Annotated in this window: 16 protein-coding genes; 12 read left to right on the top strand and 4 right to left on the bottom strand. The window is 73.8% G+C overall.

The window, feature by feature from the left end; all coding sequences use genetic code 11:
* Window positions 1-10 precede the first annotated feature (10 nt).
* Complete coding sequence (locus ACGFI1_RS17075) at window positions 11-1,033, top strand: AAA family ATPase (RefSeq protein ID WP_392732391.1); 1,023 nt, start codon at window positions 11-13, stop codon at window positions 1,031-1,033.
* A complete protein-coding gene (gene fxsT, locus ACGFI1_RS17070) occupies window positions 1,030-5,199 on the top strand; it encodes an FxSxx-COOH system tetratricopeptide repeat protein (RefSeq protein WP_392786171.1) in 4,170 nt (1,389 codons plus the stop codon). The genes ACGFI1_RS17075 and fxsT overlap by 4 nt, the downstream gene beginning before the upstream one ends.
* Window positions 5,200-5,217: 18 nt before the next feature.
* Here the strand turns inward: fxsT and ACGFI1_RS17065 are convergent, their stop codons facing one another.
* Window positions 5,218-6,429, bottom strand: coding sequence for an FxsB family cyclophane-forming radical SAM/SPASM peptide maturase (locus ACGFI1_RS17065; RefSeq protein WP_392786169.1), 1,212 nt, complete (start codon window positions 6,427-6,429; stop codon window positions 5,218-5,220).
* Window positions 6,429-6,620, bottom strand: coding sequence for a hypothetical protein (locus ACGFI1_RS17060; RefSeq protein WP_392786167.1), 192 nt, complete (start codon window positions 6,618-6,620; stop codon window positions 6,429-6,431). The genes ACGFI1_RS17065 and ACGFI1_RS17060 overlap by 1 nt, the downstream gene beginning before the upstream one ends.
* A gap of 382 nt (window positions 6,621-7,002) precedes the next feature.
* On the opposite strand from ACGFI1_RS17060, the gene ACGFI1_RS17055 reads away from it, so the two are divergent.
* Window positions 7,003-7,998, top strand: a complete 996-nt coding sequence (locus ACGFI1_RS17055; protein WP_392786165.1) for an effector-associated domain 2-containing protein — start codon at window positions 7,003-7,005, stop codon at window positions 7,996-7,998.
* 1 nt (window position 7,999) lies between these two features.
* Here ACGFI1_RS17055 and ACGFI1_RS17050 read toward each other — a convergent pair whose 3' ends face one another.
* Together ACGFI1_RS17050 and ACGFI1_RS17045 are read right to left on the bottom strand one after the other, a co-directional pair.
* Window positions 8,000-8,437: a nuclear transport factor 2 family protein gene (locus tag ACGFI1_RS17050; protein ID WP_392786163.1), complete on the bottom strand. Its 438-nt coding sequence runs from the start codon at window positions 8,435-8,437 to the stop codon at window positions 8,000-8,002.
* A 25-nt stretch (window positions 8,438-8,462) separates the two neighbouring features.
* Window positions 8,463-9,326: a TIGR03619 family F420-dependent LLM class oxidoreductase gene (locus ACGFI1_RS17045; protein ID WP_392786161.1), complete on the bottom strand. Its 864-nt coding sequence runs from the start codon at window positions 9,324-9,326 to the stop codon at window positions 8,463-8,465.
* 49 nt (window positions 9,327-9,375) lie between these two features.
* On the opposite strand from ACGFI1_RS17045, the gene ACGFI1_RS17040 reads away from it, so the two are divergent.
* The 9 genes from ACGFI1_RS17040 (at window position 9,376) to ACGFI1_RS17000 (ending at window position 20,204) form a co-directional block, all read left to right on the top strand.
* On the top strand, window positions 9,376-10,014 hold the full coding sequence (locus ACGFI1_RS17040; protein WP_386873740.1) for a Crp/Fnr family transcriptional regulator: 639 nt from the start codon (window positions 9,376-9,378) through the stop codon (window positions 10,012-10,014).
* Window positions 10,015-10,081: 67 nt separating this feature from the next.
* The gene (locus ACGFI1_RS17035; RefSeq protein WP_392786159.1) at window positions 10,082-10,828 is read left to right on the top strand and encodes a hypothetical protein; all 747 of its coding nucleotides are present in this window, start codon (window positions 10,082-10,084) and stop codon (window positions 10,826-10,828) included.
* A complete protein-coding gene (locus ACGFI1_RS17030; RefSeq protein ID WP_392786157.1) occupies window positions 10,825-12,984 on the top strand; it encodes a hypothetical protein in 2,160 nt (719 codons plus the stop codon). Before ACGFI1_RS17035 ends, ACGFI1_RS17030 begins: the two co-directional genes overlap by 4 nt.
* 49 nt (window positions 12,985-13,033) lie before the next feature.
* Complete coding sequence (locus ACGFI1_RS17025) at window positions 13,034-13,900, top strand: SDR family NAD(P)-dependent oxidoreductase (RefSeq protein WP_386873743.1); 867 nt, start codon at window positions 13,034-13,036, stop codon at window positions 13,898-13,900.
* Window positions 13,901-13,911: 11 nt separating this feature from the next.
* Window positions 13,912-14,754, top strand: a complete 843-nt coding sequence (locus ACGFI1_RS17020) for an EI24 domain-containing protein (RefSeq protein WP_392786155.1) — start codon at window positions 13,912-13,914, stop codon at window positions 14,752-14,754.
* Between the two features lie 75 nt (window positions 14,755-14,829).
* Window positions 14,830-16,119 carry a hypothetical protein gene (locus ACGFI1_RS17015; protein ID WP_392786153.1) on the top strand — a complete coding sequence of 430 codons (1,290 nt, stop codon included), beginning with the start codon at window positions 14,830-14,832 and terminating at the stop codon, window positions 16,117-16,119.
* A 73-nt stretch (window positions 16,120-16,192) separates the two neighbouring features.
* Window positions 16,193-18,319: an acyl-CoA dehydrogenase gene (locus ACGFI1_RS17010; RefSeq protein WP_392786151.1), complete on the top strand. Its 2,127-nt coding sequence runs from the start codon at window positions 16,193-16,195 to the stop codon at window positions 18,317-18,319.
* Window positions 18,320-18,366: 47 nt separating this feature from the next.
* Window positions 18,367-20,073, top strand: a complete 1,707-nt coding sequence (locus tag ACGFI1_RS17005; RefSeq protein ID WP_392786149.1) for a hypothetical protein — start codon at window positions 18,367-18,369, stop codon at window positions 20,071-20,073.
* On the top strand, window positions 20,073-20,204 hold the full coding sequence (locus tag ACGFI1_RS17000) for a hypothetical protein (protein WP_274704639.1): 132 nt from the start codon (window positions 20,073-20,075) through the stop codon (window positions 20,202-20,204). Before ACGFI1_RS17005 ends, ACGFI1_RS17000 begins: the two co-directional genes overlap by 1 nt.
* Window positions 20,205-20,206: the final 2 nt, after the last annotated feature.

The following is a 20,206-nucleotide window of genomic DNA, read 5'->3' as shown; positions in this document are numbered from 1 at the left end:
GAAGGCGTCCATGACGACAGAACCAGAGACCAGCGGCCTCGACGGTGACTGGCGCATCTACCGGGGCGACAGCCGGCCGCACGACCGGGTGCGGCGGCTCCCGCCGCCCCCGCCGTGGCGCCGCTTCAGCCCGGAGGACGCGGCCGGCGGACGAAGGCAGCGGGACCTGCGGCAGGCGGTCTCCTACCGGCCGGACGAGTCGGTGGTCGACAAGGTCAACGCGGCCGTCCTGCTGCGGCGCCCGCTGCTGGTGACGGGCAAGCCGGGGTCGGGCAAGTCCACGCTCGCCTACAACGTCGCCTACGAGCTCGGGCTCGGCTCCGTCCTGTACTGGTCGATCACCAGCACGACGACGCTGCAGAACGGGCTGTACGACTACGACGCGATCGGCCGGCTGCACGAGAGCAGCCTGCGCGGCACGGGCGGCCGCGGGGACGCCGCCGAACCGCCCGACATCGGCCGCTACATCCGGCTCGGGCCGCTCGGCACCGCGCTGCTGCCGGGCGACCTGCCCCGCGTCCTGCTCATCGACGAGCTCGACAAGAGCAACATCGACCTGCCGAACGACCTGCTCAACGTCTTCGAGGAGGGCCGCTTCAGCATCCTGGAGCTGCAGCGGCTGCCCGAGGAGCAGGCGCGCATCCACGTGATGACCGCCGACGGCGGCGAGCGCGTGCCGATCGACCGGGGCGAGGTGCGGTGCGGGCAGTTCCCCATCGTCATCATCACCAGCAACGGGGAGCGCGAGTTCCCGCCCGCGTTCCTGCGCCGGTGCGTCCGGCTGGGGATCGAGCCGCCCGACCGGGACCGGCTCGCGGAGATCATCGAGGCGCATCTGGGCCCCGAGGCGCGGGACGCCAGCGACGGGCTCATCGAGGAGTTCCTCGCCCGCCGCGTCGACGGGGCGCTCGCCACCGACCAGCTCCTCAACGCCGTCTACCTCGCCACGTCGGGGAGCAGGCCGCCCGAGACCAAGCTGAAGGAGATCCTCAACACCGTGCTGCGGCCCATCGAGAGGCCCGGCGCGGGATGATCGAGCGGCTCGTCGAGGCGCTGGCCGGGCTCGCCCCGCCGCCCACGGCCGAGGAGACGGCGGACGCGCTGTGGCTCGCCGACTGGTTCCGGACGCACGAGGGCACGACGCATCTGGCGGCGGACGGGTCCGGCGAGCAGGACGGCGGCGACCGGCCCGGCCCGGTGCCGCCGCCCGTTCCGCCGCCGGAACCGTCCGCGCCGCCCGGGCGGGAGCCCGCACCGCCGCGCGCGGCCGAGGCCGGCCTCTACCTCGCGGGGCAGGACGTGCCCGCGACCGCGTTCCCCGTCCGCATGCCCGCGATGCCGGCGATCACGGGGACGCTGCCGCTCTCGCGGGCCCTGCGTCCGCTGCGCGCGACCGTGCCGTCGCTGACCCGGCGGCACCTCGACGAGGCGGCGACCGCGCAGCGCATCGCCGAGACCGGCGTGTGCGAGCCCGTCATGGTGCCCGCGCAGGAGCGGCGCCACGACCTGGCTCTCGTCGCGGACGTCGGCCCGTCGATGGTCGTGTGGCGGCAGACGGTGGACGAGCTGAGGCTGCTGCTGCAGCAGCTCGGCGCGTTCCGCGACATGCGGACCTGGTACCTGGACACCGGCGCGCGGCGGCTGTCGCTGCGCACCGGCTCCGCCTTCGGACCCGGCGCCGAGCGCGACCCGGACGAGCTGGTCGACCCGACGCACCGCCGCCTCATCCTGGTCGTCAGCGACTGCATCGGCGCGGCCTGGCAGGACGGCCGGGCCGCCGCGCTGCTCGACCGGTGGGGCCGCGCCGGCACCGTCGCGATCGTCCAGCCGCTGCCGCAGCGGCTCTGGTGGCGGACCGCGGCGGCCATCGAGCCGGTGCGGTTCGGCGCGTCCGGCCCGGCGGTCGCCAACGAGCGGCTCACCGTGGCGTTGCCGCCGCTGCGGCCGTCCGACGACCGGCCGCTCGGTATCGCGGTCCCGGTGGTGGAGCTGAGCGAGCGGTGGCTGCGGTCGTGGGCGGGCATGGTCGCCCGCGGCGGCCGGAACGTCATGGGCGCCGCCGTGTTCACCGGCCGGGCGGTGGCGCATCCGCCGCCCGCCGAGGCCGACGGCGGCGCCCTGTCCCCGGAGATGCGGGTCAAGCAGTTCCGGGCGTCCTCGTCGCCGGCGGCGTTCCGGCTCGCGACGTTCCTCGCGGCGGCGCCGCTGCGGCTGCCCGTGATGCGGCTCGTCCAGCGGGCGATGCTGCCGGAGTCCACGTCCGCCGACCTGGCCGAGGTGTTCCTCAGCGGGCTGCTGCGGATGGTGGAGCGTCCGTCCGGCGGCGGCGAGGAGGAGATCGCCTACGAGTTCCACGACGGGGTCCGGGAGATCCTGCTGCAGGGGCTGCGCAGGCGCGAGGTGTACCAGGTGCTGCGCGCGGTGTGGGGCGTCGTCCGCGACCGCATCGGCTCGTCCCTGGACTTCCCCGCGCTGCTCGCCGCCGTGGGCCGGGGCGAGGCACAGCTCCCGCCGGAGCTGCCGTTCGCGCAAGTCGCGGCTCAGGCGCTCGCGGGCCTCGGCGGGCCGTACCGGCAGATGGCGAAGCAACTGGCGAGCGGCGGCACCGCACCCGACACGCTCACCGGCCCAGGCCCTGACGCCGGCGCCGTGGCGCCGCGCGGCACGCTGCCGGGCGCGCCCGCGAGGGCCGAGCCGGCGCCGGCGCCGCGCCGGTGGCTGCCCGGCCGCAACCCCGACTTCGTCGGACGCGACCGGCTGCTCACGGCGGTGCGGACCGCGCTGCACGACGGCGCCGCGGCCCTCCTGCCGCGTTCGGAGTTCGCCATGGGCGGCGAGGGCAAGTCGAACCTCGCGGTGGAGTACGCCTACCGCCACGACGGCGACTACGACCTGGTGTGGTGGATCCCGGCGGAGCAGACGACGTCGGCGCGCGCGGCGCTCGCGCTGCTGGCCCGCCAGCTCGACATGCCGATGAGCGACGACATCAAGGAGACCGTGGACGACGTCCTGCGGGCGCTGCGCGACGGCCGGCCCTACGGCCGCTGGCTGCTGATCTACGACAACGCGCAGGATCCCGAGCAGGTCGTCCCGCTGACCCCGGCGGCGCTCGGCGAGCCCGGTCAGGTCCTCGGCCCCGGCCGCCATGTGCTGGTGACCTCGCGGGACCGCCGCTGGGAGCGGCACGCGTCCGTGGTCGACGTCGACGTCTTCGAGCGGCCGGAGAGCATCGCGCTGCTGCGGCGCCTGGTGCCGCGCCTGACGGAGGCGGAGGCCGACCTGCTCTCCGAACGCGTCGGCGACCTTCCCCTGGCGGTGCACCAGGCCGCGGCGTGGCAGGCCGTCACCGACGGCACCGTGGAGGACTACCTGCGGCTGTTCGACCGCCGCCTCACCGAGATCGTCGCGGCGGCCCCGTCCGGCGACGACTTCCCGGTGTCGCTGGCGGCCGGGGTGAGCCTGAACCTCGACCTCCTCCGGGAGAAGGCGCCCGTCGCCTGGGCGCTGCTGGAGCTGTGGGCCGTCTTCGGCCCCGAGCCGGTGCCCTGCGGGCTGCTCGCCGCGGGCGGGTCGGCGGCGCTGCCGGCCGAACTCGCCGGGCTGCTGGCGGACGAGACCCGGCTGCGGGACGCGATGCGCGCGATCGCGCGGTTCTCCCTCGCCCGCTTCGACGAGGAGTCGGCGGCGCTCCAGGTGCACCGGCTCGTCCGCGCCATACTGAACGACCGGCTCGGCGAGGACGGGCGGCGCCGCGTCCGGGACCAGGTGCACGCGGTGCTGGCCGCGGCGACGCCCGACGACCCGCCGGAGGTGGAGTCCACCTGGGAGCGCCGGGCCGAGATCACGCCCCATGTCGTCCCGTCCGGGGTGTTCGAGGCGGACGAGTACGGCATCCGGCTCGTCGGCATCGACCAGGCGAAGTTCCTCAACATGTCGGGGGAGTACGAGGGCAGCCGGCGGCTGGCGGAGATCGCCCTGGACCGCTGGCTGGAGCGGTACGGCGCCGACGACGACGCGGTCCTTGACGTGTCCCGCGTCCTCGCCAACGCCCTGCGCGGCCTGGGCGACAACCGGGCGGCGGCCGACCTCAGCGAGGAGAACCTCGCCCGGACGCGGCACAAGTTCGGGGCCGACCACATCCAGACCCTGTTCGCCGCCGCCGGGTTCGGTGCCGACCTGCGCTTCCGCGGCGAGTTCCGCCGCGCCTACGAGGTCGATCTCGACGCCTGGCGGCGCATGGGCCGGCTGTTCGCGCAGGACAACCCCAACACGCAGCTGTCGGCCACGAACCTCGCCATCGACCTGCGGATCCTGGGCGAGTTCCAGCAGGCGTACGAGATCGACCTGGAGGTGTGGCAGGGCCTGCGGAAGCCGGGGCAGCCGTACCGGCAGCAGTTCCGCATCAACCACCACCTCGCGCTGGACCTGCACGCGCTGGGGCGGTACGGCGAGGCCCACGAGATGCAGGCCGACAACCTCGCCAACCCGCGGCCGGTCCTCGGCCCGGGGCACGCGATGGTGCTGCAGGCGAAGATCACGCATGCGGGCACGCTGCGGAAGCTCGGACGCCACGAGGAGGCGCACCGGCTGGCCGCCGAGACGCTCGCCGCCCATGTCCGCCGGTTCCGGGAGGAGCATCCGAGCACGCTGGCCAGCAAGGTCTGCCTGGCGCTGACCACCAGCGCGATCGGCCGTCCCGCCGAGGCGCTGCCGCTCATCGACGAGGCGCTGGACGGGTACCGCCGGCAGATGGGGGAGACCCATCCGTTCGCCCTGGTCTGCGCGATCGACCGGGCCGTCGTCCTGCGCCGGCTGGCGGAGGTGTACGCGGCGCAAGAGGCCGACCGGGCGGCGCTGTCGAGCCTTGAGGCCGGGATCCTTGGGCCCCACCACTACTACGCGCTGTGCGCCACGGTCGGGCTGGCCAACGACTACTACCTGCTGGGCGAGTTGGAGGCCGCGGCGCGGCTGCTGACCGACGTGCGGGGCAAGATGATCGCCTCCCTCGGCGAGCGGCATCCGTACGCGCTCGCCGCCACGCTCAACCTGGAGCGCGCGCGGGCCGCCATGGGCGAGGAGCACGACATCGCCCCGGCCCTGGCCCTGCTGGCGCGGGTGCTAGGCGCGGGCCATTCGGACGTGCGCGCGGCCGAGCGCGGCGAACTCCTCGAATGCGACATCGAGCCCACCGCCTTGTGACGCTGGCCGGGGCGGTTGTCAGCGGCTGCCCGCGAGGGCGAGGTCGCGCTGGACGGTCCGCCCGATGTGGCCGATCAGTTTCAGCAGGTCGGGGCAGTACACGGAGGGGTTGAGGTAGCCGCGGCCCTCCCGGTAGCGGTGCGCGTAGGCGCCGCCGCCGCAGACGTCGCGGACCGCGCATCCCGCGCAGGTGCCGGGCAGGGCCGCGCGGCCGATCTGCCGGGCGACCACGCCGGGATGCCACAGCGCGTCGTCGAGGGGGTGGTCGAAGACGGTGAGGCCCGTCTCGGGCGCGCCCGCGTAGGACGTCTTCAGCGAGTCGACCTGCTGGAGCGTGCCGTCGGTGTCGACGACGAGCATGGCGACCGGGGACAGCCCGACGTTCTCGCTCCGGCTCTGCCCGCCGAGCAGCACGTTCATGATCTCTTCGAACAGCCGGACGCCGGTCTCCTTGCGCGGCGCGCCGTACCAGCGGTCGAACACCGCGATGAGCCAGTCGGCGTAGGGGGTGCCGCCGCCGTCGACGGGGCGGCGGGGCGGCGGGGCGGCCCACGTCCCGTGGGGGAGCAGGAAGTCGATGCGCGGCGGACCCGTCTCAAGGAGGGCCTCGTACGTCCGTATCGGATCGTTGTCGAGGTCGACCGTGCAGAGGAGCCCCCGGTAGAGCCGCCGGTGCGCGCCCGCGAGCCGGTTCAGCCCGCGCATCACCTCGGCGTGGCTCCCGCGGCCGTTGGCGCGGAGCCGGTGCCGGTCGTGGCCCTCGCGGTCACCGTCGAGGCTGACCGATACGCCCACGTCGTGCTCGTCGAGCATCGCCAGCATCGCGTCGGTGAGCAGCACCCCGTTCGTCTGGATGCTCACCTCGACGTCGCAGGACGACGGCAGGGCCGTGCGGAACCGCGCCACCGCCGCCGCGACGGCCGCCCGCCCCGCCAGCAGCGGCTCGCCACCGTGCAGGACGATCGCCACCCCGGGCAGTGCGTGGGCTCGGACGTGCTCGGCCACTCGCGCCGCCGCGGCGTCGAGCACTTCGGCCGGCATCGCCGCGGGGCGGTCCCGCCAAGATTGGTCGGCGCTCTCGTAGACGTAGCAGTAATCGCAGGCCAGATTGCAGCGGCCGTGGATCTTGAGAACGAACTCGGAGAACGGCACGGGCCGCCATCCGCCGGCCGCGAGCGCGGGAATGTCGAGGCCGTGAAACGGCCATTCGCCGGTTCCGGCCGCGGGCATCAGACGCGGTTGTCGAAACCCGCCCAGACACGGCGCGGGTCGCGCGACTCGTCCTGGGCGCGCCGCAGCGCGGAGTTCAGGACCGTTCCCTCGGACGCCGTCGAGGCGTCGAGTTCGCGGCGAGTGGGAGGCGTCCAGAAGGAGCCCGTGAGGCCGCCGGACTCTGATGCCCTGCCATGAGTGACCCGCACGGCCGTCTCCCCTTCTTTTCCCGCTTGTCCCGCGAATCGGAAATGCGTCGCGCTCCCTCTGTGGGCTCAGGAGCACCAGACTAGCCGCGACGCGACGATCATATGGACCCGGCGGCGTCCCGCGCGCGAATCTCGAAGAAGACGCGCCGTGGATTTCTTTGCGCCGTCCGGTCGGCCGACGGTTCTTCGGAGGTGCGGACCGGAACGCTTCGCCGAAACGTGTTCCGGCGGCGCTTGTTCTCCCGTCCATCACCGCATGCGCCGGATATGCGGCACTTCCTGGGACGGCGGGGCTGAATGTGTCCGTTGACACACTCCGCTTGCCGGAGTCGGTCGAGGGTTGCACAGTGGGATCGGCAGCGACCACCGGTGTGAGGTGCCCGTGACGGAGACCCTGCGCCCGGCGCCCAAGGAGTGGCGGCCCGGGGGGATGTGCTCGTTCTTCCTCTGCGACATCGCCGGGTTCAGCGCCGCGTCCCGTGCCGATCCGGTGCGGGTGCGGGTGCGGAAGGCGATGTACGAGGGGCTCGACCGGAGCCTGGCGGGTGCCGGGCTGCGGCTCGACGACTGCTACCACGAGGACCGCGGGGACGGGGTGATGGTCGTCCTGCCGGCGCATGTCCGGACGGAGTTGCTGCTGACGGCGGTGGTCGACCGGCTGCGGGCGGAGGTGCGGCACCACAACGCGGCGGCGAGCGAGGCGGCGCTGATGCGGTTGCGGGTGGCGGTCAACGTGGGGGAGGCCGAGTCGGACGGGCGCGGGATCGTCAGCACGGCGCTGACGCACGCGTTCCGGCTGCTGGACGCGGCGCCGCTGAAGGAGGCGGTGGCCGCGGCCGAGACGGGGATCGCGCTGATCGTCTCGCGGCGGGTGTACGACGACGTGGTGCGCCACGGGCGGGGCCTGGTCGATCCGGGCGACTACTACCCGGTCGAGGTGCGGGTGAAGGAGACGTCCGACGAGGCGTGGGTGAGGGTGCCGGGCGGCAGGCCCGTCCGTCCCGCCGGGGGGGCGCCCGCGGTGCCCGAGCCGCGGATCGGGTTCGAGATGCCGCCGGGCCCGGCCGAGGTGCCGCTGCCCGCGCTGTTCCGCGTCGTGGACGGCCTCCTGGAGATCCCCCGGCTGCGCGCTGAGCGCGGCCGGGACCAGGTGGTCGCGGCGCTGTCGCTGGAGATCGCCGGGGCGGTGCCGAGGTCGGCGGAGGCGCGCGCCGACCTGTTCGCCATCGTGCAGACGTGCCTGGACTACTCGGGCGGGCTGCAGCAACTCCTTCAGGCGATCCAGGGGTTCGTCGGCGAGTCGATGGCGGTGCGGCGCCTGGAGCGGACGATCGCCCAGTCCCTGCTGCCGCCCGCCGACGACGCCTGGCCGGGCTGAATCAGCCCTTGGTGAGGGTGGCCATCGCGCGGTCCGGTTCCCAGTGGGCGCGCAGCGAGGTGATCCGGCCCTCGTCGTCCACGGTGTAGATCAGGACGCAGTCGATCGTCATGGTGGAGCCGTCGGGGGTCGTGGTGGTGATCGTGGCGACGTTGGCGCAGCAGGGGCCGTTGGCGAAGGAGTCGGCGACGGTGAACCGGAACCCGGCGATCGTCGACACGAAGTCGTCCCAGAAGGCCGTGATGCCGTCCGGGCCTCGGTGGCCGTCGCCGGTCGGGTCCAGGAAGGACGGTCCGACGGGGTCTTCGATGAGGGCGTCCTCGGTGAAGAGGCCCAGCCAGTCGTCCTTGCGGCCCTCGACGACCGCGGCCATCGAGGCCCGGGCGGCGCGGCGCGCCGGATGGTCGGCCTCGGGGGCGTTCCAGGTGATCGCGTCCATGGCCGAATTGTAACGTGTTCTCGTTTTATTGGACCTTGGCGATCACGCCCTCGGCGAACCGCTCCAGGGCCTCGATCTTGTCGGCCAGCGGCTGGGTGTCGGGGCCCTTGGCGTAGGGCATCCGGAAGCCGACGATCACATCGGTGACGCCCTTGTCCTCCAGCCGCTTCACGCCGTCGGGCGTGTAGGCGTCCATGGAGATCACGTGCACCTCGAAGGGCTCGCCGGCCTTGCCCTCCTGCTCCCGGATGCTCCGCAGCCTGCCCAGCAGCGCGTCCAGGTCGTCGCCGCCGGCGTGCATCCAGCCGTCGCCGCGCACGACCGCCCGCCGCAGCGCCGGCTCGCTGTGCCCGCCGACGAGGATCGGGTACGGCTGCGCGGGCGCCATCTTGATCGCCGGGACGTCGTAGTGCTCGCCGTGGAACTCGAAGTACTCGCCGGTGCTGAGGCCGCGCAGGATGTCGATGGCCTCGTCCATCCGCTTGCCCCGCCGCTCCCACGGCACGCCCATCACCTGGAAGTCCTCGGGCCAGGGGCTCAGCCCGACGCCCAGCCCGAGCCGCCCGCCGGTCAGCGCCGCGATCGACATGGCCTGCTTCGCCACCAGCACCGGCGGCCGGATCGGCAGCTTGAGCACGAACGGCGTGAACCGCAGCGTGCTGGTCACCGCCCCGAGCGCCGCGATGAGCGTGAACGTCTCGATGAAGGGCTTGTCCTCCAGGAACTCCCTGTTGCCGTCCGCGGTGTAGGGGTAGGTCGAGTCGGACTCCTTCGGGTAGACGAGCGAGTCGGCGACCGACATGCTCGTGTACCCGGCCGCCTCCGCGGCCCTGGCCAACGGCACGTAGTACGAGGGGTCGGTCATGGCCTCGGCGTAGGTGAACCTCATGCCCAGATACTAGAACCCGTTCTAATCCCGTGCCAGGCATGATGGACGCATGATTCCCGCCGGCCTCTCGACCCGCACGTGGGAGTCGCTCGTCGCGGCGGGCGCGGAGCGGCGGTTCCGCGCGGGCGACGTCCTGCTGCGGCAGGGCGATCCGCCGTCCCACGTGCTCCTTCTGCTGGAGGGCAGGATCAAGGCGCTGCTCGCCCTCCCGGACGGGGAGATCCTGCTGCTCGCCGTGCGCGGGCCGGGCGAGCTGCTCGGGGAGATCGCCGTCCTGGGCGGCGACGACCGCTCGGCCACCGTCGTCGCGATGGACGCGTGCGTCACCCGCGCCCTCCCGGCCGACCGCTTCCGCGCGCTGGTGAGCGCCGCCGGTGCGGAGGCGGACCTGCTGCGCCATGCGATGCGGCGGCTGCGCGAGGGGGAGGAGTGGCGCGCGGAGACGGCGGCGCTGCCGGCGGGGCCCCGCGTCGTCCGTGCCCTGCTGCGCCTCGCCGTGACCGGCGGCGAGGTCGGGCTCGGCCAGCAGGAGATCGGGCAGGCGGTCGGCCTGTCCCGGGGTGTCGTCGCCGCCGAGCTGGCACGGCTGCGGGAGCTGGGCGTCGTGTCGACCGAGCGGGGCCGCACCGTCATCACCGATCGCCGCGGGCTGCGCGCCCTGGCCGCATCAGGCCGGGACTCTGTCTGATATCTGACAGAGCGTTCGGCGGGACGTCGGCAGTGTTGTGGCCATCCGCACCCATCTGGGAGGCCGCATGGAGGAGTTCCGCGCTGTCCTGGTCGTGGACGCCGAGAAGTTCAGCGCCCACCGCGACGCCGAGCTGCCGGACGTCCACTTGGAGATCCGGCGGGCCCTGACCGCCGCCTTCGAGGCGAGCGGGCTGGGGGAGACCTGGCAGAAGGCCCGCTTCGTCGAGAGCACCGGGGACGGGATCCTCGCCGTCCTGCCGCAGGAGGCGGTGCCCGCGCTCGTCGCCCCGTTCGCGCGCCTCCTCCAGGACGAGCTGGCCGCGAGCGCGCCGGGGCTGCGGGCGCGCGGGCTGCGGCTGCGGCTGCGGGCCGCGCTGCACGTGGGCCTCGTGGACGACGAGCGCGCCGCCGCCCCCGCGATCTCCACCGCCGTCATCGACGCGTGCCGGCTGCTCGACAGCCGGCCGCTGCGCGACGCCCTCGACCACAGCGACCCGGAGGTCACCTTCGCGGCCTTCGCGTTCTCGCGGGAACTGTTCACCTCTTACGTCGAAGGCGGGCGCACCGCTCTTCGCGCGAGCCAGGTCACCGAGGTGGAGGCGAAGGTCAAGCAGTACGCAAAGCCCGCCTACCTGTACGTGCCGGTGCCGTCCGGGAGGGGGCGGCCGGACGGCGGCGAGAAGCCGGCCGACCCTGCCCCGCCGCCACCGGCGTCCGGGACGTCGATCAGCGGCATCACGATCAGCGGGGACGACTCCCAGAACGCGTTCGGGAACACGGTCGGCGGCGACTTCCGGCAGGAGCGGTCATGACGACGGTCGAGGACGTCACGATCAGCGGGGACGAGACGCAGAACGCGTTCGGGAACACGGTCTCCCGCGACCTCGTCATGCACTTCCACGCCGGGCGCGGGCGCTCCCCGATGGGCCTGTCGGAGAGCGAGATCGCCGAGCGCGTCGCGGGCTACGTGCGCGCCGGGAACCACGACCTGATCGTGGACGCCCTGCGCCGCGACCGCGTGGTCGCGCTCGCCGGGGACGCGGGCGCCGGGATCACGACCACGGCGGTCGCGGCGGCGCGGGAGATCCGTCCCGACCTGCCGATCCGCCCGTTCTCGTCGGCGGAGGACGACGCGGAGGAGAACTGGAGCGCGGACTGCGCGTACCTGGTGCGCGCGGCCGACGAGGACGACGCGTCGCGCCTCCGGTCCCGGATGGAGGTGGTCCTCGGCAGGTCCCGGGGGATCGTCCTCGTGCTGGGGACCGCGGCGGAGCTGCGCCGGTTCGAGTTCCTCGCGCCGGTGCCGGTGGAGCCGTCGCCGGCCGACGCCGTCTACCGGCGCCGGCTCGACGTGTGCCGCCTCGGCGGCACGCAGTGGCCCCACTGGGAGCGCGCCGCCGAGCTGCTGAAGGGCGGCTCGCCCGCCGACGGCCGGCGGCTCGCCGACCTCGTCCGGGAGACCGGCGACGCCGCCGAGGCCGAGCGCGCCTACCGCGGGTGGGAGGAGCAGCTGCGCGGCTGGTTCGCCGACTACCCGGGCCTGCGGGACAGGACGCTGCTGATCGCCGCCGCCGCGATCGCGCCGGCGAGCGAGTCGGGCGTGTACGGGGCCGCGCTGTCGCTGGCCCGGCATCTGCGCATCAACGTGGAGGGCGGCGGGCTGGCCTGGTGCCCGTCCGCCGCGCTCAGCGACCTGCTCGGCGCGGACCGCGAGGACGACCGGATCCTCTTCCGCCGGCACGGCTACGCGTCCTCGGTGCTGCGGCACGCCTGCCGCGACTACCCGCTGGTGCGGACCGACCTGCTGGCGTGGCTGTCGGAGCTGCCGACCGACGACGCCGTGGGCCTGGACGAACCGCTCCAGCGCAAGGTCGCCACCGTCTTCGCCCACCTGGCCGCGGACAACGGCATGCCCGGCTGGATCCGGCAGACGGCGTACGACTGGGCCCGGCGCGGGCAGCCGGACCTCGCCTACCTGGCGCTGGTCGAGACCTGCCTGCACCCGGTCGTCGGCGGGCGGGTGCGCAGGGTCCTCTACGAGTGGTCCAAGGAGCGGGGGACGCCGCAGACGCTGAAGCTGACGATCGTCCGGGTCTGCCAGGTGCTCGGCGGGACGTATCCGTCGATCGCGCTGACGCGGCTCAAGCACCTCGCGACGTTCGGTGACGCCCAGGTCCGCGACGAGGTCGTGGACGCGGCCATCGGCCTGGCGACCGCCCACGGCGACGAGGTCGCCGAGGCGGCACTGGCGTGGTGCGGCGCCGCGGCCGGGTTCGGCTCGGAGCGGGACGCCGCCCGCCTCGCGGGCGTGGCGCTGCGGATCCTGCTCGCCATGCCGGACGGCGTCGACCCGGTCAGGGCCGGTGCCGTCCTGGACGCCATCGGGCGGCTGGCGGTGTGCGGCGAGGGCGTCCGCACCGTGGCGCTGGCGGCGGCGCTGCGGCTGGCGGCCGTCCACCGGGCCGAGGTGCTCCGCAGGGCACTGGTCTGGGCGGACTCCGGAGCCGACCTGTCCGGGGCCGGAGGGCGGCTCCCGTGGTTCGGCGCGGCGCTGTTCCTGAGGCTGGCGGGCGAGCGCGGCGCGGACGGCGCCGCGGTCGTCCTGACCGGGCCCGGCGCGGTCGAGCCCGCCGCGTGCGCGTCCCCGTGGTGGTTGCTGCTGGCCATGGAGACGGGGGCGGCGGCGGGGCTGGACGGCGTCCTCCCGGCGATCGAGCTCTGGCTCGACACGGCGGAGGCGCGGCCGGACCTGCGGCCGCGCATCGTCGCCCTGTTCACGTCCGTCGCCGTCGGCGACCCGGCGCACCGGATGCTGATGGTGGACCTCGCCCGCGCCTGGGCCGGGGTGCGCCGCAGCCGCCGGGGCATCCGGGAGGACGTCTTGATGGCGTTGCTGATGCCCGAGTGGAAGCGCCTGCTGCTGGTGCTCTGGGTGTCGGTCCGGCGGCGGGTGCTGGGGGGCGGGTAGGGCCGGAGGTCCCTTGCCGGACGCCGGGCGGGGGTGGTTCGGTGGGGGCATGGGGAAGATCGCGGTGGTGACCGGCGGGACGTCGGGGATCGGGAAGGAGATCGCGCGGGGGCTGGCGCGGGCGGGGTTCCTGGTCGGGATCGTCTGCCGGAACGAGCTGCGGGCCGCGGCGACGGTGGACGAGCTGGTGCGGGACGTCCCCGGCGCGCGGGTCGAGACCTTCCTCGGGGATCTGTCGGTGCGGATGGACGTGGAGCGGGTCGCGGCGTCGCTGGAGGAGCGGTTCGACCGGCTGGACGTGCTGGTCGACAACGCCGGCGTCCACCTGCTGCGGGCCAAGGTCAGCGCGGACGGGTACGACCGCATGATCGCGACGAACCATCTGGGGCCGTTCCTGCTGACGAACCGGCTGCTGGGGCTGCTGGAGAAGGGCGCGCCGTCGCGCGTGGTGGTCGTGGCGTCGGAGGCGCACCGGCAGGCCGACCGGTTCGAGGTGGAGCGGCTGGCGGAGCCGGGATCGTACGGGCCGGCGGGGTCGGTGCGGGTGTACGGGCGGTCGAAGCTGCTGAACATCCTGTTCGCGCAGGAGCTGGCGCGGCGGATGGAGGGCAGCGGGGTCGCCGTGAACGCGGTGTGCCCGGGTGTCGTGGCGACCGGCCTGCTCCGGGAGGTGCCCGGGACCGGCCGGGCAGGGGCGCTGCTGTCGCGGACCCCGTTCATGCGGACGCCCGCCCAGGGGGCGCGGATGGCGCTGAAGGTCGCGCTGGACGAGGAGTTCGCGGCGCGCAGCGGCGGTTTCCACAGTTCGACGCCCGGCGCCGGGCTGCTGCCGACGGTGGGGGCGCTGAAGGACCGGGAGCTGCAGCGGGCGGTATGGGACTGTTCGGCCCGGCTTGTGGGGTTGCCGTCCCTATAGGGTCTGGGTGCGTGAGCCAACCGCACTCTCCTCCGCCCGTGCCGATGCCGCCCCCGGCGAAGCCGTCCGCGATCAAGGATCTGTTCGGCGGCGCCGGCTACCTGCTGCGCGGCCTCGGCTGGACCGCCCGGCACCCGGCGCAGTGGCTGTTCGGGCTGATCCCGGCGCTCATCGTGCTGGCCGCCTACATGGCCGCGCTGGTCTTCCTCGCGATCAAGATCGACGACCTGGCCGGCTGGGTGACGGGGTTCGCCGACGGCTGGGCGGACGCCGCCCGCACGTCCGCCCGGATCATCGCGGGCGTCGCGATCTACGGCGCCGCGCTGTTCCTGGCGATGATCACGTTCACCGCGGTGACGCTGCTGGTCGGCGACCCCTTCTACGAGGCCATCGCGGTCCGGGTGGAGGAGTCGCAGGGCGGCGCGCCGCCGGAGCCGGACGTCCCGCTGCTCACCCAGATCGGACGGGCGGTCAAGGACACGCTGATCATCGGGGCGATCGCGCTGGCGTTCGCGGTCGTGTTCTTCGCGTGCGGGTTCCTGCCGGTGGTGGGGCAGACCGTCGTGCCGGTGGTCGCGGCGCTGGTGTCCGGGTACTTCCTCGCCGGGGAGCTGACGTCAGTGGCGCTGGAGCGGCGCGGGATCCTGCGCAAGGAGCGGTTCGTCCGGATGCGGGCCGACCGGCCGCTCGTGGTCGGGTTCGGCGCGGCGACTTTTGTGGTGTTCCTCATCCCGCTCGGCGCGGTGCTCGCGATGCCGGGCGCGGTGGCCGGGGCCACGCTGATGGCCCGTGAGCGGCTAGCAGATGACCCATTGGTCACGCCGGGTGACGCGGGCATGGCGGAGCATCACTGAGCCGATGGGAAGATGTGTCCGGAGCGTGATGGGCGCCCGGAATCCGGCTGCTGATCTTCGCGTAACGTGTGCCGCATGTCCGATCAGGGGGAGCGCGGTGTGCGCTGGACCGACATGAGCGAGAACGAGCCGCGGGACGGATTCCCGCAGGGTACGGGCGCCGAGGAGGCGGCCGGTTCGCGAACGGCCCTCCCCGAGCCCGAGGAGTTCGCGCCCGCCGGTCCCGCCGGCTTCGGCGAGGCCGCGGCGTCGCACGACGTGTGGGGCCGGGTGGAGGAGACCCCGGCGGCCGGGGAGGCTCCGGCGAAGGAGTCCGCCGACCGCGACGCCGACGACGTCAAGGTCGCGCCGGTGGCGGAGCCCGCGGAGCCCGCCGCGGGCCCGGCCGCGGAGGACGCGCCCCAGTGGGAGGGGTCGCTCTTCGACGAGGGGGCGGGCGACTCCGACTCGGGCCCCTCCAACTACGTTCCGGCCGTCCCCACGGGGAGCGGCCAGCCCGCCAAGCCGGGCAAGCCGAGCAGCGGCAACTGGCAGATGCCGGACTGGATGGCCGACGAGGAGTCGGCCGACGCCAAGCTCGGGGGCTCCCCGAAGCCGTCCCGCGACGACCGGGACCCCCTGGACGGCGGCGGCCGGTCCCGGCTGGTGCTGTTCGGCGGGGTCGGGCTGCTGGTGGTCGCGCTCATCGCGGCCGGCGCCGTGTACTTCGTGAAGAGCGGCGACGACTCCGACGCCCCGGCCGGCAACGTCGACCAGCGGGCCGCGGCGGAGCAGTCCCAGGGGACGCAGGTGGAGCTCCCGCCGGACAAGCCGCTCGTCACGTTCAAGGGCCGCGCGACCCGGATGCTCGGACGGGTGAACGACACCCATTCGGGGCTGTCGTACCCGCGCTTCGCCGCCCCCTGGCAGGTGCCCACGAAGAAGAACAAGCTGGGCACGCCGGGATGGTCCGGGCAGCAGATCATGGTGACGGAGCGGCGCGCCCAGCAGCTCTGGTACGGGCAGCTGCTCACCGGCACGCTGACCCCGAGCCTGCTGACCGCCTACCAGGGCCCGGAGAGCGTGAAGAACGTCGCGGCCCTGGTCGCGCAGGGGCATGAGGCGCAGTACTACGCGTTCCCGCACAAGACGGCGCCGCTGGCGTCGCAGGAGCTGACGGTGGGCGGGCACAAGGGCTGGCTGATCGCCTCCTACCTCACCTACCAGCGGGACGGGGTGAAGGCGACCGGCGAGGTCGTCGCGACCGCGGTGATCGACACCGGCCGGGAGTCCCCGGCGGTGGTGTTCGCCTCGCTGCCGAACACCCACAAGAAGAAGTGGCCGGACCTGAACGCGTTCCTCACCCACCTGAAGCTCGCGCGCTGACGGACGGTTCGCCGCTGACAACCCGAATGGCGTTCTAATAGGCTGTGGCCACGTTCCGAGAAGGGGTGTGGCCATGGCGATCGGGTTGACCGAGGAGCACGAGGCGCTGGCGGCGTCGGTGCGCGGGTTCGCGGAGCGGAGCATCGCCCCGGCGGCGGCGCGGGAGGCCGACGCCGGGTTCTGGCCGGCGCTCGCCGCCCAGGGGCTCCCCGGCCTGCACCTTCCGGAGGCGGTCGGCGGGCAGGGCTTCGGCATCCTGGAGCAGGCCGTCGCGCTGGAGGAGCTGGGCCGGGTGCTGGCGCCGGGCCCGTACACGCCGACCGTGCTGGCATCGGCGATCCTGCACGTGGCCGGCGCCGATGTGTCCGGTCTGGCGGACGGCTCCCGGACGGCGGCCGTGGCGCTGTCCGGCAGCCTGGACGTGGACGGTTCGACCGTCTCCGGCACAGTGCAGCCCGTGCTGGGCGCTCCGCTGGCCGACCTGTTCGTGCTTCCGGCCGGTGACCGCTGGGTCGTCCTGGGCAAGGAGGACGTCACCGTAGGGGCGCTGGAGTCGCTCGACATCACGCGTCCTGTGGGATCGGTCACCGTCGACGGCGTGACCGTCGACGCCTTCCTGGACGGGGTTGACGCACAGGCCCTCGCCACCGTCCTGCTGGGGGCGGAGGCATGTGGTGTCGCAGGGCGCGCATTGGACGACGCCGTCGCTTACGCCAAGCTCCGCGAGCAGTTCGGCCGTCCGATCGGGCAGTTCCAGGGCGTCAAGCACCTGTGCGCCCGGATGCTCATCGCGGTGGAGCGCGCAAGGGCCGCCGTGTGGGACGCGGCGCGCGCGCTGAGCGAGCCCGAAGAACAGCGTGCGTATGCGGTCGGAGTCGCCGCGGTGCTGGCGGCGGACGCCGCCGTCACCTGCGCCGAAGGCAACATCCAGATCCATGGTGGGATCGGCTACACCTACGAGCACGACGCCCACCTCGTCTACCGGCGGGCCCTGACGCTCCGCGCGCTGCTGGGGCGGGCCAGTGCGCACCGCGCCGATGTCGCCGCGCTGGCGGTGCGGGGCGTCCGGCGGCCGATGAGCATCGAGCTGGACGAGGACGCCGAACCGGTCCGCGAGGAGATCCGCGCCTGCGTCGCCGAACTGGCCGCGATGGAGCCGCTCGAACAGCGGGCGGCGATGGCGGCGGGCGGCTGGGTGACGCCGCACCTGCCGGAGCCGTGGGGGCGCGGCGCCGGGCCGCTGGAGCAGATCGTCATCCAGCAGGAGCTGAAGGCGGCGAAGGTGCGCCCGGTGCCGCTGATGATCGCGGCGTGGGTCGTCCCGTCGCTGGTCCAGTACGGGACGCCGGAGCAGCGGGAGCGGTTCCTGCCGCCGACCCTGCGCGGCGAGATCATCTGGTGCCAGCTGTTCTCCGAGCCGGGCGCGGGCTCCGACCTCGCCGGGCTGCGCACCCGCGCCGAGCGCGCCGAGGGCGGCTGGACGATCACCGGCCAGAAGATCTGGACGTCCCTCGCCCGCGACGCGCAGTGGGGCATCTGCATCGCCCGGACCGATCCCGACCGGCCCAAGCACGACGGCATCACCTACTTCCTGGTCGACATGAAGTCGCCCGGCATCGAGATCCGGCCGCTGCGCGAGTGCACCGGCGACGCCGTGTTCAACGAGGTGTTCCTGGACGGCGTGTTCGTCCCCGACGACCTCGTCGTCGGCCCGGTCAACGCCGGCTGGCGCGTCGCCCGCACCACCCTCGCGAACGAGCGCGTCGGCCTCACCAGCAGCTTCCAGCTCGGCGGCGACCTGCCGAAGCTGCTCGACCTCACCGCCGGGCTCGGCCTGGACGAGGACCGGGTCGTCCGCGACGGCCTCGGGCGGCTCGCGTGCGACGAGCACTCGTTCAACCTGCTCGGCCTCCGCGCCACGCTGAAGCAGCTTTCGGGCACGGACCCGGGCGCGACGGCGAACGTCCGGAAACTGGTGGCGATGGAGCACGGCCAGCAGGTCACCGAGTTCGGCTTCACTCTCCTCGGCGAGGAGGGCGCGCTCACCGGCGGCTGGAAGGACGATCTGCGCGCGCGCTGGACCCGTTACCTGCTCGCGTCCCGCGCGATGACGATCGGCGGCGGCACGACCGAGGTCAACCTCAACGTGATCGGCGAGCGCATCCTCGGCCTGCCCCGGGACCCCGAGCCGGTGAGGTAGCGTCCAGGCCCACATGGGAGAACGGACGCCCTGAAGACAAGGACATCTTGAAGGCACGGACGCGGCATCTGGTGGCCGCACTGACCGGGCTGGGGCTCGGGCTTGCGGCACTGGGGCCGGGGCTCGCGCCCGGGTTCGTGCTGTCGTACGACATGGTGTTCGTGCCCGATCCCGCGTTCACGCACCTGACGTTCGGGCTGACGGGGATCGTGCCCCGGCACGTCCCGAGCGACGCCTTCATCACCGCACTCGCCACGGTCATCCCGGCGGACGTCGTGCAGAAGCTCGTCCTGCTGGCGGTCTTCGTCATGGCGTGCACGTCGGCGGCGTCGCTGGTGCCGTCCCGCAGTCTGCTGCCCCGGCTCGCCGCAGGGGTCTGCTACGCGTGGAACCCGTTCGTCGCCGAGCGGCTGCTGCTCGGTCAGTGGGCGCTGCTGCTCGGCTACGCGGCGCTGCCGTGGGTGGTGGGGGCCGCCGTCCGCACGGACGAGCGGGGTGGTACGCGCCGCCTGGTCCGGACGATGCTGCCCGCCGCCATCGGCGGGTTCGCCGCACTGACCGTCACCGCTATCACCGCACTGGCGGTTGTTGTGGTGAGTGGTCGCGGCCCCGCGCGCGCTGGCCTCAGGGTCATCGCGTCGGCGGCGGTGCTGAGCCTGCCGTGGCTGGTCCCAGGGCTGCTGAGGCCGGCGGGCCTACCGGGAGACGGTGCAGCCGTCGACCTGTTCGCGGCCAGGGCGGACACGCCTTTCGGGACGCTCGGAAGCCTGCTCCTGCTCGGCGGTGTGTGGAACGGCGAGACGGTGCCGAGCGGCTACGGCGCGCCAGTGACGGCGGCGCTCTGGCTGGTCGTGGTCGTCGGCGCGCTCGCCGCGTATGCCGCGTGGGGGAGAGAGGCGGCGTGGTGGCGGGGAGCGGCGGTCGCGGCGGCGGCCGGGTTCGCGATCGCGGCGCTGGGCGCGGTCGCCGCCCCCGTCCTCGAAGGGCTCATCGGCCTGTGGCCGGGGTTCGCCGTCCTGCGGGACGGGCAGCAGTACGCGGCGCCGCTCGCCGTCGTGGTGGCGGTCGGGCTCGGTGCGGCCGCCGACAAGGCGGCCGAGGCGAAGTGGCCGGGAGTGGCCGCCGCGGCGATGGCCGTGCCGGTGATCCTGCTGCCGACGCTGGCGTGGGGCGCGGCGGGCGACCTGCGAGCCGTCCACTACCCGGACGACTGGGCGCGCGCGCGGCACATCATCGACAGCGACCCAGCGCAGGGCGACGTGCTGGTGCTGCCGTGGGCGTCGTACCGGAGCTACCCCTGGAACCACGGGCGTCGCGTGCTCGACCCACTGCCCCGCTACCTGCACCGACGCGTCATCGTGGACGACGCCGTCACCGTGGGCGGCACGACCGTCCCGCAGGAGGATCCGAGGGCGGTGCGGCTCGCGCCGGTCGCGAAGACCGGGTCGCCGCCGGCCGACACGCTCCGTGACATGGGCGTACGGTACGTCGTGGTCGACGCGGAGATCGGCTCCGTCCGGCCGTCCGGCGCTGCCGTCGAGGTGCTGCGCGGCGCTGACCTGGCCGTTTACCGGATCGACGGTGCCGCGGGCGGAGGTGGGACGGCGGTGCCGGTGCCGCCGGTGGCCGCCGCCTGGGGCATTGTCAGTCTGGTCGTTTTCTGGTCATTCCTGGCCCCAGGTACTACTCTGAGCTTTCCATTACTCGGCAGTATCAAGCCCCGCAGCCCCCATCACCGACGAAGGACCCCCTGATGCGCATCGCCATCGCCGCGCTGGTCGGCGTACTGCTGGCCGCCGGAGTGTCGTTCAGCACGGTCCAGCTCGTGAACGCCTCTCAGAAGGACCCGGTCATCGAGCCGCTGTACAACTACGGCTCCCGGTGACC

Source organism: Actinomadura geliboluensis, from assembly GCF_043197915.1.
Lineage (GTDB): Bacteria > Actinomycetota > Actinomycetes > Streptosporangiales > Streptosporangiaceae > Spirillospora > Spirillospora geliboluensis.
The sequence above is the reverse complement of the archived record's forward strand: the minus strand, read 5'-3'. Positions and strand labels throughout refer to the sequence as shown.